We start from the raw sequence: 13,054 nt of genomic DNA on the forward strand, positions 1-13,054 counted from the left end.
CCCCTGGAGCGGTGAAGGTGCCGCGCAGTCTCAGACCGTCCAGGCTCGGAAACTGGGTTTCGTGCGTCTGAGCAGGGTCTGACAGTGCCACATCCGGGTTCACTAGGCTCCTTCCAGCGGCGGTGCAAGGCTCGTGCTGAACGGTACAACGGACGCGAACCACCCGGCACGAAACACACTCGAGGAGGCCAAGGGCGCACTTGCACGCAGCGCCATTCCCGGTCAGGGTCCTGCCCAGCCGCAGCGCATCGTGCTCGCACGCCTCTGACCATCACGGATGCCGGGTTGGAAAAGGCACACGGTCTCCCATCACAGTCGTTCCATCGTTCACCAACAGCAGCGTCTTCGTAGGCAAACCACAGAGACCTATGCGCGTGCATAACCTCAGCGTTCGATTTATGCGCCGTGTTCGATTCTCCTGCTTTGAACTCGCATAACGTGTCGGCATGAGGAGTTCAGCTCGGGAAACTTCCACTCAGCGAACCCGTACAGTGGCTTCGTGGCCGAATCGTCTCCACTCCTGACGTCCGAGACAGCCCTACGAATCGCAGCTGAGAGCGAAACGGAGTTCGCCTGGTCAAGCCGGGGAGCTCGAATTCTCGGCCCGGTAGGAGAGAACGCGACGGTCCTCCTACCTGGACCGCGGCTGGTCCTGCGCATCTGCGCGAGTTCCGAGATGGAGCGGGCGGCTCGCGAGTTGTCCGTGGCCCACTGGCTGCAAGAGCATGCTGTTCCCGCTGTCCCAGTAGTCGAAGAGTTTCCCGCTCCCGTGATGTTTCAGGGTTGGGTGATCACCGTCTGGAAATTCATCCCTGGGATCGAGCCCGGGACGCCAAGCACCATCGGCACGGCTCTTCGGCAGCTCCACCGCTTGGACAGGCCGATGTCACTCCGGCTGCCGAAGCTGGACCCCCTCAACGGGGTCGCGGGGTACATCAGGCAGGCATCATTGGATCGCCCAGAGACAGCGTTCCTACGTGCTCGGTTGGACGAGCTGCGCGATGACTACGCGCGTTTGAGGTTCGCTCTTCCCCTAGGGCCGGTGCACGGGGACGCCCACCGCAAGAACATCGTGCGTGACTGCCATGGGGATCCGGTCGTCCTGGACCTGGAGCGCTTCAGTATCGGTCCGCGCGAATGGGATCTGGTCGTGGCCGCTGTCTACCAGCGCGTGGGCTGGTACACGAGTGCGGAGTACGAGGCGTTCACTGCGGCCTACGAGTGGGATGTGCGGACCTGGTCGGGGTACGAGACCCTGGCTGCGGTCAGGGAACTGCGCATGACCGCGTGGCTGTGCGCCCGCACCGGACGCGAGCCCCGGCTCCTGCCCGAAGCACGCCTTCGCATCGCTTCGTTGAAGCGGCCCGAGACCCCCAAACACTGGCAGCCGGGTACCTGAACTCACTCCGGCACCAGAGGTGAGTCGGCAAGGGCAGAACCGAACTCCCGGACCGGGCGGGCCTTGGCGTACGGTACGAGGCTCTCCTGGAACCGCGCGATGTAGGAACGTACGCGGGCCGAACGCAGTCGGCTGGCGTTGCCGATGGTCTGCTCAGCTATCGCGCAAGCAGCTTCCAGATCGCGGTCTCCGTCCATCAGGTAGGCGCCAGCCTGGACAAGGCCCGCGAAGGTACGGCTGCGCCGGAAGGCGGGTGGTGCCATTTCGACGGAGCGCTGGGCGTGCTCGATGGCCAGCGCTCCTCGTCCGAGGTCGTGGAAGCAGTGAGCGAGCTCGTCGGCGACCTCTGAGCCGTCAAAGTAACCCATCCAGAGGGGCTCCTGGTCGGCATCACTGCGGTCGAAGGCGTCTTCCATCTCAGTGAGCGCGCGTGTGCAGGCGCGTTCTTCCCCAAGCGAGGCCAGGCCTCGGGCTTCCATGGCAGCGAGCATGGCCTGGATCTTTGGTGTGGCTTGGGATCCGACACCTCTTTTGGCCGTACGAGCGAAGTCGACTGCGTTACGGAAGTCTCCGAGTGATCTTGCTTCGGTTCGGTGGACAGGTGTCCGCTTTCGGATACTTTGTCATTGAACGAGGAGATTGAAGTGCCCAAGACCCGCCCTGCGTACCCGCCGGAGTACCGCGATCAGATCATCGCGCTGGCCCGCTCCGGCCGTAGCCCCGAGGACCTGGCAGCTGAGTTCGAACCCTCGGCCCAGACGATCCGCACCTGGATCAATCAGGCCAAGATCGACTCCGGCCAGGCAGAGGGCACCACCAGCGATGACAAGGCCGAACTGGCCCGCCTTCGCCGAGAGAACGCCCAGCTGCGCGAAGAGCGCGAGATCCTGCGCAAGGCCACGGCTTTCTTCGTCCGGGAGACCAGTCGGTGATGTTCCGGCTGATCGACGAAGAAAAGACACGCCACTCCGTCTCCCTGATGTCCCGGCTGCTCGGCGTATCGCGGCAGGGCTACTACAAACACCACCACCGAATCCAGGACGGCCCCACGGCCAAGGAACGCTCCGACGCTGACCTGTCCGAGCGCATCCAGGGCCACCACGAGCGCTCCCGCGGCACCTACGGCTCCCCCAGGCTCCAGGCCGACCTGGCCGAGCTCGACGGCATCCGCGCTGGACGCAACCGCATCACCCGGCTGATGCGCCGCCAGGGCCTGGTCGGGGTCCACCGCCGCACCGGCCGCAAAAGCCTGACCTCCCAGGACCGGATGGCCACAGCCCCACCGGATCTGGTCGGTCGTGACTTCACCGCCCATGCCCCCAACACCAAGTGGAGCGCGGACATCACCTACGTGCCCACCGACCAGGGGTGGGTGTACCTGGCGGTGGTGATGGACCTGTTCTCGCGCCGCATCGTGGGCTGGGCGATGGCCCCTCACATGCGCGCCGATCTGGTCTGCGACGCGCTGGCCATGGCGGTGACCGCCCGCCGTCCCGGTCCGGGGCTGATCCATCACTCGGACAAGGGATCGCAATACACCAGTCTGGCCTTTGGTCGCCGCTGCGAAGAGGCAGGGATCGCTCCCTCGACGGGGCGGACGGGGTCGTGTTACGACAACGCCGTCACCGAGAGCTTCTTCGCGTCGTTGGAGACCGAGTTGATCGACCGCACCCGTTTCGCCACCAGGGCGGATGCGGAGCGGGAGGTGTTCTCCTATATCGAGGGGTTCTACAACCCCTGGCGGCGGCATTCGGCCAATGGTCAGCTCAGCCCGGCTGAGTATGAACGTCGCCACACCGAAGTTGCTCAAGACAGGCTTGCGGCGCTGTCTCAGGCCGCGTAAAATCCCAGCTCACAGGTGTCTACCGAACTGAAGCAACATCAGAGGAAGTTGGCCTGGTGGCTAAGCAAGGCCAGGGCCTTGGCCCCAAACAGTCGATCCGCGCCCAGGTGAGCCAGATTCAATGCCTGGAAGAAGTAGCGGCGCCCCAGGTCGTGCAGGCCCGCGTCATAGGCCATGGCTCCGGTCTTGGCAGCGAAGCGCACGCTCGCCGAGAAGAGGGCGCGACCGACTGTTGGTGTGAATCGTCCTCGAAGCAGGGGTGCGATTTCACTGTTCAGGTACTGAACGGCCGCCGTGCGCGCATGGCCGCCGCCGAATTCGTGGTCCAGGGTCTCGAAGAGGTCGCACGCCCTGGTGATGGCGTGCACGTCATCCTCGGTGACATTGACCGGAGAGTCCGGGTTGGGTTCGAGGACGGACGGTGGTGCGATCAACCATCGTAAGAGGGGCGTGCTCAGTTGCTCGGCTGGCGTACGGACCGAGTGTTCGGAGAGGTGCCGTCCGAGGTCCGCATCCCACAGTGCGCTGGCCTGCGCGACTGCATGTTGTGGCGACTCCAAGAACAGTTCCGAGGTGATATCGGCAAGAGACAGTCGAGAAGTGCTGCTCTGGACCACGGCAACTGGCTGGGGCGGAGTCAAAGGCGCTCCGAGCCCGTGGAGTGCCTCGTGGATTCTGCGTCGGTCAGTGAGCCCACGGCCGACTTCGGCACGGGCGATGGTGCTCTGGGCGACCCCGCACATCCGTGCCAGGGACTCCTGGGACAGGTTCTTCACCTGTCGCCGGAGGAACTGGATCACCCTCCGCGCGTCGCGCTCACGGACAGCGGCGACCACCTCGGGGTCGCGCCACACCCACGAGGGGACGCACTCACAGGACCCGGGCCGGTCACTCCGGTCCCGCCCGCAGTTGCCGCACCTCACGCCGTACCGTTCCCGGAGTCCTTGATCCGCTCCTCCACATCCTCCAAGGCAGCCTCCCAAGGGAACCGGTCGAAGGCATCCGAGCCCTGGCCCGCCGGGTGAGGAACGAATCCGCCTTTCCCCATGAGCACCCCCACGCCCTCCTCTTCGAGCGCGGCCACGCTTCTACGGAAAGGGCCTCGACCGGCGTAGGCGGCGTTCACGAAGGGCAAGATCGTGACCGGCACGCCCAGTCCGATGGTCTCGTTCAGCACGTCCAGGGCGTAGTTGTCGGCGATGCCCGCGGCGAGCTTGTTGATCGTGTTGAAGCTGGCCGGGGCGACGACCACGGCATCGGCCTTGGGCGAGCGCGGTGTGTTCGGTCCTCGGTGCTGGCTGCGCACGGGACGGCCCGTGAGTTCCTCGATCGCGCCGACGTCGAAAAAGTCCACGGCGGCGGGCGTGGCGATCGCCTGGACCTGCCAGCCCAGGGCCTGCGCGGGGCGGATGAGCCGGTCGACGTGTCCAGCTGGCCCGGCGGCGCACACGACGACGTAGAGCGTGGTGGAGGTGGGCATCAGACCACGCCCACCCGGTCGGCCAGGTGGACGAAGTCGCGCTTGAGATGGCCGGTCGACCGTGTCCGTAGCTCGTCGACGAGTCGGTGCACCATCGGCCTTTCCTTGAGTTCTTCCGGGGCCAGCCGCTCCGCAGTGGTCAGTGCCTCGTGGGCCTCTCGGAGCTTTCCCCACTGGGTGTAGGCGCGTGCGGTGTCCAGGTGCAGCACGACCTCGCGCTCGACCGGGGCGACCCGGGTGGTGTCGATCTGTCGTGCTTGGTGAACGGCTTGCCCGGCGTCACCGAGTTCGACCGCGGTGCTCACCCGGTGCAGGAGTACGTTCGTGGGGCCGAAGGCCGTCCAGCGGTGGTTGTGGTCTCCGCCCAAGCGACGAGCGGTCTGCTCTGCCTCGTCCAGCAGGGAGAGCGCCCGCGTGCGGTCCTCCTGCCTGGCCGCGGCCACGGCGCCGATCAGCATCAGGGAGCCGTACACCGAGACCGCCGATGCCGTGGAGGAGAGACTCGTGGAGGGCTCCAGCTGCTCGGCGGCGTTCACCGCGAGGTCAGCCGCTGTTCGGTAGTGGCGTTCGCGCATGAGGGCTCGGACGTACACCCTGATGCTGGAGCCCACCAGCACGGGATCCTGGGTGGCCTGCGCCGCCTGGTGGCTGCGGTCCGCCGCCAGCCACGCCAGTCCCCGTTCGTCGCACTTGAGCAACACGCTCGCGGTGACGTGGTAGGCGTCCGCCCTGACCTGGAGCCAGAGACGTCGCGTCTCCTCCTCCAGGGCGGTGGGTTCTTGGCCCAGATGGCGCAGGACACGGGGAAGACGGCCAGCCGCCTCCGTGTAACGGCATGCCTGGTAGGCGGCCTTGACCCACCGAACCTCCTGAGAGAGCTCCCTCAGGAAAGAGAGCTCCAGGGGGCTCGATGACGGTGTCGCGTGACCGATCAGGGTGTGTGCGAGTTCGTTCACGTTCAAGATGGGACCCACCTGTGGAATGCGGTGATGGGAGCGGGGCGACCCCGAGGAAGCGCTTTCGGTGACAGGTTTCTCAAGCGGAGCGCCGAGCCCTTGGAGCGCTTCGTGGGCCTTACGCCGGTCGGTGAGTCCCTTTCCGGCCTCGGCCCGGTTGATGGTGCTCTGCGCGACCCCGCACATCCGTGCCAGGGCTTCCTGGGACAGGCCTTTCACACGAAGTCTAAGAAACTGGATCACTCGTTGGGCGTCGTGCTCACGGACGGCGGCGGCGACCTCGGGATCTCGCCATACCCACGCCGGAACGCACTCGCAGACCTCACGGCGGCCGTCGCGGGGTCGTCCGCAGTTTCCACAACGCATCGGGGGGTCCTCCGTCACCTGGGGGTGTAACGAGATGTGCCTACCGTAACCGCGAATCCTCCACGTGTTGAGTACTCCTCGTGGGTTGAACCACCCCCGCTGGGGCCTTCGGGCTCTTCAGCGGCAAGGAATCGAACAGGGCGCATAAATCGAACAGGACGCTTATCCGCGTGCGCATAGGTTCCAGCCCTCGGCGGGTCGGACACTGCTGGACATGACGACCACGACCCCTACGCCACCGCGCTTGATGAACGCCGTAGAGCTGCCTTCCGAACACCACGATGAGCTCCAACGCCTGTTGAACCAGCTGGTCCAGGACACCGGAACCTCCTACGGGGTGGTGTTCGGCACCCACGGACTGCACCTGTTGCGCGCCGGAGACTTGGACCAGGTCGGCGCGGAGAGCGTCACCGCCATCCTGACCAACGTGCTGCTGCTCTCCCGCGGGGCCGGGAAGCTCACCGATCGCGGCGAAGCCGAAACGATCGTGGTCCGCTACGAGTCCGGTGCTCTCGTCCTGGCCCCGCTGGGTAGCGCGTTCGGCCTGGGCTTGTTCACCGGCGAATCCGACAACGAGTTGAAGCAGGTCGCCTACGCCCTGGCTCGGTTCGCCATCCAGGCCGAGCCCCTGCTGCCTCAGGAAGACCTGGCTTCGCGAGCTGAGCACCTTCGCGGGCGGGAGGTCCCGCGGTGAGTGCCCAGGCACCCGCGTCGCTGTTGGTACGCCCTTCCAGCGGAGTGGTCATGCACTCGTTGATCGAGGCCAACCCAGCTGTCCCCATCTCCTATGAGCCCGATCTGCCCGAGCTGTTCCGCCGCTCTCTCCGGGTGTGCCGAGAGTTGGAGCGGGCGGTGACGGTCGCCGAGTTGGCCGCGCGCATGGGCCACTCCCCCGCTGTGGTGGGAGTGGTGGTCACCGAACTGGCCGATGCGGACTTGGTGCGTGTGGTGCGTGCCCCGGCCTGGGCCGAACGACTGCGCGTCTGGGCCACCCTGACCCGCCCGGTACCGGTCGCGGTCTCGGTGATCAAGACGCTCATCGTCAGCACCCGCCAAGACCACACCCACAGCGCGTTGACCAGGCTGTCTGGTGACGGTCCGTGGTGCTTGCAGGAATCGCCCCGCATCGAGGTCGCCACCACCCGCCTCGCCCCGGACCTGGACATGCTGGCCCTGGGCATCAGCGGCCTGGGCGGGGCGAGCCCGGTGTGGTGGGACGTGTGCCGCGAGGCGTTCGGTGCTGTGGTCGTCAGCCAAGACTCAGGGTGGGAACTGGCCGCGACCCGCGAGAGCCTGCTGGTCCTGCGCGAGGCCGGTGTGCCTGTGGTCGTGCTGGTCCAGGAGACCGATGAGGGTGAGGTTGGCACCGACGTGGTGCGCGCCTGCCTCGGCCTGTCTCAGCGTGTTCCCGTGGTGATCGGTGACGTACACGGGCGCGGTGCGTGCGAGGCGCTGATGGACCTGTGCTCGGCGCTGATGAGCGGAGGTGGCCGATGAGTCCGGCTCCGCGCGCGGTGGTGTTCGGCTCCGGACACTCCGCTCTCACCTTGGCCACCGGTTTGCTGGACGACGGGTGGAGGGTGGACGTGTTCACTCGCCACTCCACACCCGAGATCCTGGGCAATCCCGCCGGGCTGACGCAACTCACCCTGCCCTCGGTGCACGCGACCGAACTCGCGTTGGGGTTGGGGTTGTGGCAGCACACCGCGCCGCCCGCCCACGAGGTGCGCATGCGCATGGCCCCGCCCGAGGGTGAAGCGTTCTCCTTCACCGCGCCGTTGCCGGGGCCGGCGGTTGCGGTCGATCACCGGCTCAAGAGCGCCTACTGGCTCCAACACGTCGCCAACCGCGGCGGGCGGGTGCACGAGCGCACCTGCACCTCGGGCGATGTGGCCGGGTTTGCCTCCTCACGCCTGCACGATCTGGTGGTGGTCGCCCCCGGAGTTGACTCCGACCTGCGTCACCTGTTCTCACCCGATCCCGACCGCACCGGTGGGGCCACCGACAGGGTCCTCGTCCAGGTCCACCTGGCCGTACCCGACGAGCTGCTCCCTGAGCGAGCGGAGGTGCTGACCTGCCCGTGGGGCGAGGTCATGGTCTACCCTGTCCTGACCGTCGACGGCCTCGCCCCCTCCCAGGTGCGAGCCTTGTCCGCCCTGGACGCCCCACCTGTGCACGTCACCCCGTACGCGGCCCTGTGCGTGCAGGTCATGGCCCGCCCCCACAGCCCACTGGACCCCGCCTCGACCATCACACCCGAGGGCGATGACTCTGAGACGGGTTCGGGGCTACCGCGCAGGCACGGCGCGCACGCTCGCGCCGCCTGGGCCCACGTGTTGGACCAGCTTCCCGCGCTCGCCCCCGAGCTCGCTGGGCTGTGCGCCCAGGGGAGAGTGATCTCAGGGTCTGAGCTGGTGCGCGAGGTCCATCCACAGGTGCGCCGACCGGTCACCACCATCGCTGGAACACCGGTGGTGGGCATCGGGGACGCCACGATGACCGTCGAGCACGCCTCCGGCCAGGGCGCCGGGGCCTCCACGTGGGTGGCCTCGACGCTGCGCGACCAGATCCGCCAGCAGCGCCAAGCCAACGGAGCGCTGGACTCGGCGTTCCTGACCGGGGCTTGGGAGGCCTACTGGGCCCGGCACGGCCAGTACACCTCAGCCTTCGGCGGATTCGTCTCCGCCTACTGGAGCGGTGCCCTGCCCGAGCACGTCCTGACCGGTTTCGCCGAGACCGTCTCCACCCCCGAGGGGGCCGCGGCGTGGGCGGCCGGGCTGGACGACCCCGCACGGATGAACCACCTGCTCACCCTCTGACCCCCACTTCCCCTGTCCCTCTTCGAGATGGAAGGCGTCACCGCGCCATGCCCGAGAACACCCCCCGCACCACCCGTTCCGCGCCCAACCCCCGCTTGTACAGCCACCGCAACCTCAAGCGCTACGGCCAGGTCGTGGTGCGCTGGTCGCACCGCCTGGCGTGGAAGGTCGACAACGAGAAGATCCTGGACCTGTACGCCCTGTACATGGCCCCCACCCACCTGGAGGTGGGCCCCGCCGACGGCCACTTCCTCCTCCGGGCGCCCGCCCCGGCCACGCCCGCCGGCGAAGTGGTGTCCGCGCGACTGCGGCAGATCCACCTGATGGACCTCAACCCGGCACCGTTGGACTTCTGCGTTCCCAAGCTGGCCGAGCACGGCCAGGTCATTGCGCACGAGCACGACGTGCTCACCGCCCCGTGGCCGCTGCCGAACGCATCGGTGGGATCGGTCGCGATGTTTCACGTCCTGCACTGCGTTCCCGGCCAGACGATGCGGCACAAGGCCGCCGCGTTCTCCGAAGCCGCCCGGGTACTCAGCGATGGTGGGACGTTCATCGGCTCCACCCTCCTGGGTACCGGGGACCCGCACACCAGCAACAACTGGCTCGCCCGCCGACTCCAGGACGCCTACAACAAGCCGGGCCGGAACATGTTCCACAACAGCGGCGACCGGCTGGTCGATCTGCGGGCGATGCTGGACCTGCACTTCGCCCGCGTCGACCTGACCGTCATGGGCTCGGCCGGGGTTTGGGTGGCACGGGAGCCGCGCCGATGACCACCACCTCCCTCACCCAAACGCGTGAGCCGATGGCGATCATCGGCATGGGCTGTCGGCTCCCCGGCGGCATCAACGACCCCGACCAGTTGTGGAAGGCCGTTTCCCAGGGCCGCGACCACATCACTCGCGTCCCCGAGGACCGGTGGAAGGCGATGGTCGAGCGCATGCATCCCACGCAGCTCCCGGCCGCACCCTTCCCTGCTGGGATCGTGGACCATGGCTTCGACCACGCCTTCTTCGGAATCACCGCCGATGAGGCCGCTGAGATGGACCCCCAGCAGGGGTGGATCCTCGAAGTGGCCTACGAAGCGCTGGCGGACGCCGGGATCGCCCCTTCCTCGCTGGCCGGGTCACGGTCCGGGGTGTACGTGGGGGCGGCCAGCGTCGACCAAGCCGCGAAGAACTTCGCCCCCAGGAACCGGGCCGGGGTGTTCACCTCCTCTGGTGCGGGGATGGCGATCCTGGCCAACCGGCTCTCTCACGCCCTGGACTTGGACGGACCCTCCCTGACCCTGGACACCGCCTGTTCCTCTTCCCTGACGGCGTTGCACTACGCGGTGCGCGACCTACGCACCGACGACGTAGACCTGGCCCTGGTGGCAGGCAGCAACATCCTGACCAACCCGGTCATCACCACTTCTTTTACCGAGGCGGGGGTCCTGGCTCCTGACGGCCGGTGCAAGCCCTTCGACCAAGACGCCGACGGGTACGTGCGCTCCGAGGGTGCGGTCGTACTCGTGCTGACCCGCGCCGATCTGGCCGTCGAACGTGGACACCGGGTGTGGGCGCACGTGGCCGGGACCGGGCTCAGCCACGGCGGCCGTGCCCCGCACCTGTTGGCCCCGCGCGCCAGCCGCCAGGCTCAGGCGATCCGACGGGCGCTCGCCGACGCCGGGGTGGCGGCCGAGCAGGTGGGGTGGGTGCAGGCCCATGGAACCGGCACCAAGGCCGGAGACCGCGTCGAGGCCACCGGGGTCTCCGAAGGGTTGGAGCAGGACGCCCCGGTTCCGGTGGGGTCGGTCAAGAGCGTGCTCGGCCACCTCGAAGGCGCCGCCGGGGTTCTGGGAGTCATGGCCGCCGCATTGGCGGTCCACCACGGGCAGGTCCCGCCCACGTCGCACCACCATCGGCTCAGGGCCGGGTTGGAAGGACGGATCCGAGTACCCATCGAGTTGGAACCCTGGCCCTACCGGACTGGCGATGACGGAGGGCGCGTGGCGGGGGTGAGCGGTTTCGGGTTCGGCGGTTCCAACGCCCACGCCCTCCTCGCTCAAGCCCCCGTGCTCGAATCGCCAGAGCGTGAGGACCCGATGCCGCTACCGGAGACGGTGTTCGTCTCCGCCCACACCCCCGCCGCTCTGTCTGCGGCCGCCGGGCACCTCGCGGTCAACGCTCCCCGGGGCGGGTCGGTGGGGACGGTGGCCGATACCTCCCTGGCGCGCGGCCCCCACCACCGTTACCGGGCCGCCGTCACCACAGCTGACCTGGGATCCCTGGTGCAAGGACTGCGCGCCCTCCAAGACGGCACCCCTGATCTCCACGTCGTCGCCCCTCGCTCTGCCCCGGATACACGACCCCGAGTCGTGTTCGTCTACACCGGGCACGGCGGACACTACCCGGCGTCCGGGGCTGAACTCATGTGTCTGCCGGCCTTCGCCCGGGCGGTGGAAGAAGCACGGGCCGCCTTGGCGCAGCAGAGCGGGTACGAGGTATGGGCGCCGGGCGAGGCCATCACCAGTTTTGTGGACGCCCAGCACTGCACGACGCTGACCCAGATCGGCCTCACCGCCCTGCTGGCCCAACGCGGAATCGAACCCGACCTGGTGCTGGGGCACTCGGTCGGGGAGATCGCCGCCGCCCACACCGCCGGGGTCCTGGACCTGGAAGCCGCTACCCGGGTCCTGGCCCGACGATCCGAACTCCTGTCAGGCCTGTCCGAGGTCGGTGGGCTGCTGGCGATCCGTGCGAGCGTCGATGAGGTCGACACCTTCACCGAGCTCTACGGGGGCATGGTCACCATCGCCTCCTACAGCGCACCCGCCATGCAGGTCGTGGCCGGACCCACCCAGGATCTGGACCACCTCCAGACACTCCTGGCCAAACGGGACGTGTGGTGCAAGCCAGTACCCGACGTCATCCCCGCCCACTCCCCGCTCGTCGAACCCCTCGTACCCGCGCTGCGCGAGGCCTTGGCCGGGCTGGTCCACCGCCCCGCCCAGATCCCGATCGTCTCCACCGCCCACCCCGACCACCCCAGGGACACGGTTGGTCTGTGGGGCCCCGCCTATTGGTCCGAGCAAGCCCGGCGACCGGTGCGCTTCACCCGAGCCTTGAGCGCCGCCGCGAGCGAAGATGAGGGGCCGGTGGTGTTCGTGGAGATCGGTCCTCGCGCCCTTCTCATGGAGCACGTGGCGCACACCCACCCCCAGTCGGCGACGGTCGCGGTGACGGGTGACCCGTACGGCCTCGCCCAGGGGATCGGGGAGCTCTACACAGCGGGGGTCACACCCACCGGACCGATCGGGCGGACCCACCCTCACCTGGTGATCGCTCCGGGGTGGGACCACACCGGCCGCGCCGCGCCCGTGGACGACGGCGGAGCGCTTCCCATGCCCGCCCCTGATCAGGTCGAGGCACACCTGATTACTGAGGTCTCCCGTCTGCTCCCCTTGCTCCAGGACCTGGACATGGACAGCACTTGGATCGAGAGCGGGTTGGAGAGCCACGGTCTGCTCCAGCTCACCTCACGGCTACGCCGTGTACCCCCGTGGGCCCGGGTCGACGTCCAGGTGTTCCTCCCGGACCGGACCTGGCGCCAGGTCGCCGCGGCCCTGGTCGAACGCCTGCCCGACCCGCACCAGCCCTCCCCGGAAGGGTCTCCGTCAGTTCTCCCCTGACCCCGGAGGCGCCCCGCGGTGGTCCCGTTCCCCCAAGGACCAGAGCGGGGCCACCCCAACATCCGACTTCCGAAGAATGCCATGAACGCTCTGACTGAAACCCGCGCCCCATGCCGCGACACCGACCCCGACTCCCTCTTCACCACCGGAGCAGCCCAAGGCCAGACCGTGCAGATCTGCCACGGGTGCCCGATCCGTGTGGCATGTCTGGCCGAGGCAATGGAGCACCGCATCGAAGACGGTGTCTGGGGCGGGATGACCGCGCGCCAACGACGCGCACTACGCAAGAAATACGGTGACGCCTGGCTCACAGCAATCACCCCCGTCGACCACTCACAAACAGGGATCCGCTGACACTGATGGCGACGCACAACACCGCCGGGGCCGTATGGGGAACCTTGATCCAGGCAGATCACGTCAGCCTTCACGTACCCGTGTCCCGGCACCTGCCTCCGCGACAGCTCCCCGCACCTCGCCCCTTCTTCGACCGTGCCCAGCTCCACGCCTACCTCAAC

12 protein-coding genes and 2 pseudogenes are annotated in these 13,054 nt (G+C 67.9%); 8 read left to right on the top strand and 6 right to left on the bottom strand.

The window, feature by feature from the left end:
- Positions 1–499: 499 nt before the first annotated feature.
- A complete protein-coding gene (locus HNR07_RS15080; protein WP_184365544.1) occupies positions 500–1,399 on the top strand; it encodes a phosphotransferase enzyme family protein in 900 nt (299 codons plus the stop codon).
- 2 nt (positions 1,400–1,401) lie between these two features.
- Here the strand turns inward: HNR07_RS15080 and HNR07_RS15085 are convergent, their stop codons facing one another.
- A complete protein-coding gene (locus HNR07_RS15085; RefSeq protein ID WP_184365545.1) occupies positions 1,402–1,890 on the bottom strand; it encodes a hypothetical protein in 489 nt (162 codons plus the stop codon).
- 153 nt (positions 1,891–2,043) lie between these two features.
- On the opposite strand from HNR07_RS15085, the gene HNR07_RS15090 reads away from it, so the two are divergent.
- Positions 2,044–3,242 (top strand): IS3 family transposase gene (locus HNR07_RS15090; protein WP_184371482.1). Its coding sequence is split into 2 segments (ribosomal slippage): positions 2,044–2,287 and positions 2,287–3,242, totalling 1,200 coding nucleotides; the frame shifts between segments, so codons are not numbered across the junction.
- 38 nt (positions 3,243–3,280) lie between these two features.
- Here HNR07_RS15090 and HNR07_RS15095 read toward each other — a convergent pair.
- The 5 genes and pseudogenes from HNR07_RS15095 to HNR07_RS36105 all read right to left on the bottom strand — a co-directional run.
- Positions 3,281–3,859 carry a hypothetical protein gene (locus HNR07_RS15095; RefSeq protein WP_184365546.1) on the bottom strand — a complete coding sequence of 193 codons (579 nt, stop codon included), beginning with the start codon at positions 3,857–3,859 and terminating at the stop codon, positions 3,281–3,283.
- Between the two features lie 78 nt (positions 3,860–3,937).
- Positions 3,938–4,165 (bottom strand): annotated as a pseudogene (locus HNR07_RS36100) (helix-turn-helix domain-containing protein); the annotation flags it as partial.
- A complete protein-coding gene (locus HNR07_RS15100) occupies positions 4,162–4,722 on the bottom strand; it encodes a flavoprotein (protein ID WP_184365547.1) in 561 nt (186 codons plus the stop codon). The pseudogene HNR07_RS36100 and the gene HNR07_RS15100, both read right to left, overlap by 4 nt.
- On the bottom strand, positions 4,722–5,678 hold the full coding sequence (locus HNR07_RS15105; protein WP_246420318.1) for an XRE family transcriptional regulator: 957 nt from the start codon (positions 5,676–5,678) through the stop codon (positions 4,722–4,724). Before HNR07_RS15105 ends, HNR07_RS15100 begins: the two co-directional genes overlap by 1 nt.
- Positions 5,679–5,819: 141 nt before the next feature.
- A pseudogene (locus HNR07_RS36105) lies at positions 5,820–6,044 on the bottom strand (helix-turn-helix domain-containing protein); the annotation flags it as partial.
- A 214-nt stretch (positions 6,045–6,258) separates the two neighbouring features.
- Here HNR07_RS36105 and HNR07_RS15110 point away from each other — a divergent pair.
- The 6 genes from HNR07_RS15110 to HNR07_RS15135 all read left to right on the top strand — a co-directional run bounded on the left by HNR07_RS15110 (position 6,259) and on the right by HNR07_RS15135 (position 12,893).
- Positions 6,259–6,738: a roadblock/LC7 domain-containing protein gene (locus tag HNR07_RS15110; protein ID WP_184365549.1), complete on the top strand. Its 480-nt coding sequence runs from the start codon at positions 6,259–6,261 to the stop codon at positions 6,736–6,738.
- The gene (locus HNR07_RS15115) at positions 6,735–7,541 is read left to right on the top strand and encodes a MarR family transcriptional regulator (protein ID WP_184365550.1); all 807 of its coding nucleotides are present in this window, start codon (positions 6,735–6,737) and stop codon (positions 7,539–7,541) included. The genes HNR07_RS15110 and HNR07_RS15115 overlap by 4 nt, the downstream gene beginning before the upstream one ends.
- Positions 7,538–8,863: a hypothetical protein gene (locus HNR07_RS15120; protein ID WP_184365551.1), complete on the top strand. Its 1,326-nt coding sequence runs from the start codon at positions 7,538–7,540 to the stop codon at positions 8,861–8,863. Before HNR07_RS15115 ends, HNR07_RS15120 begins: the two co-directional genes overlap by 4 nt.
- Before the next feature lie 47 nt (positions 8,864–8,910).
- Positions 8,911–9,639 (top strand): class I SAM-dependent methyltransferase, encoded by a 729-nt coding sequence (locus HNR07_RS15125; RefSeq protein WP_184365552.1) that lies wholly within the window; start codon positions 8,911–8,913, stop codon positions 9,637–9,639.
- Positions 9,636–12,539 (top strand): type I polyketide synthase, encoded by a 2,904-nt coding sequence (locus HNR07_RS15130; protein ID WP_184365553.1) that lies wholly within the window; start codon positions 9,636–9,638, stop codon positions 12,537–12,539. Before HNR07_RS15125 ends, HNR07_RS15130 begins: the two co-directional genes overlap by 4 nt.
- 81 nt (positions 12,540–12,620) lie before the next feature.
- A complete protein-coding gene (locus tag HNR07_RS15135; RefSeq protein WP_184365554.1) occupies positions 12,621–12,893 on the top strand; it encodes a WhiB family transcriptional regulator in 273 nt (90 codons plus the stop codon).
- The last annotated feature ends 161 nt before the right edge of the window (positions 12,894–13,054 follow it).

It is taken from the genome of Nocardiopsis metallicus, from assembly GCF_014201115.1.
Taxonomy (GTDB): domain Bacteria; phylum Actinomycetota; class Actinomycetes; order Streptosporangiales; family Streptosporangiaceae; genus Nocardiopsis; species Nocardiopsis metallicus.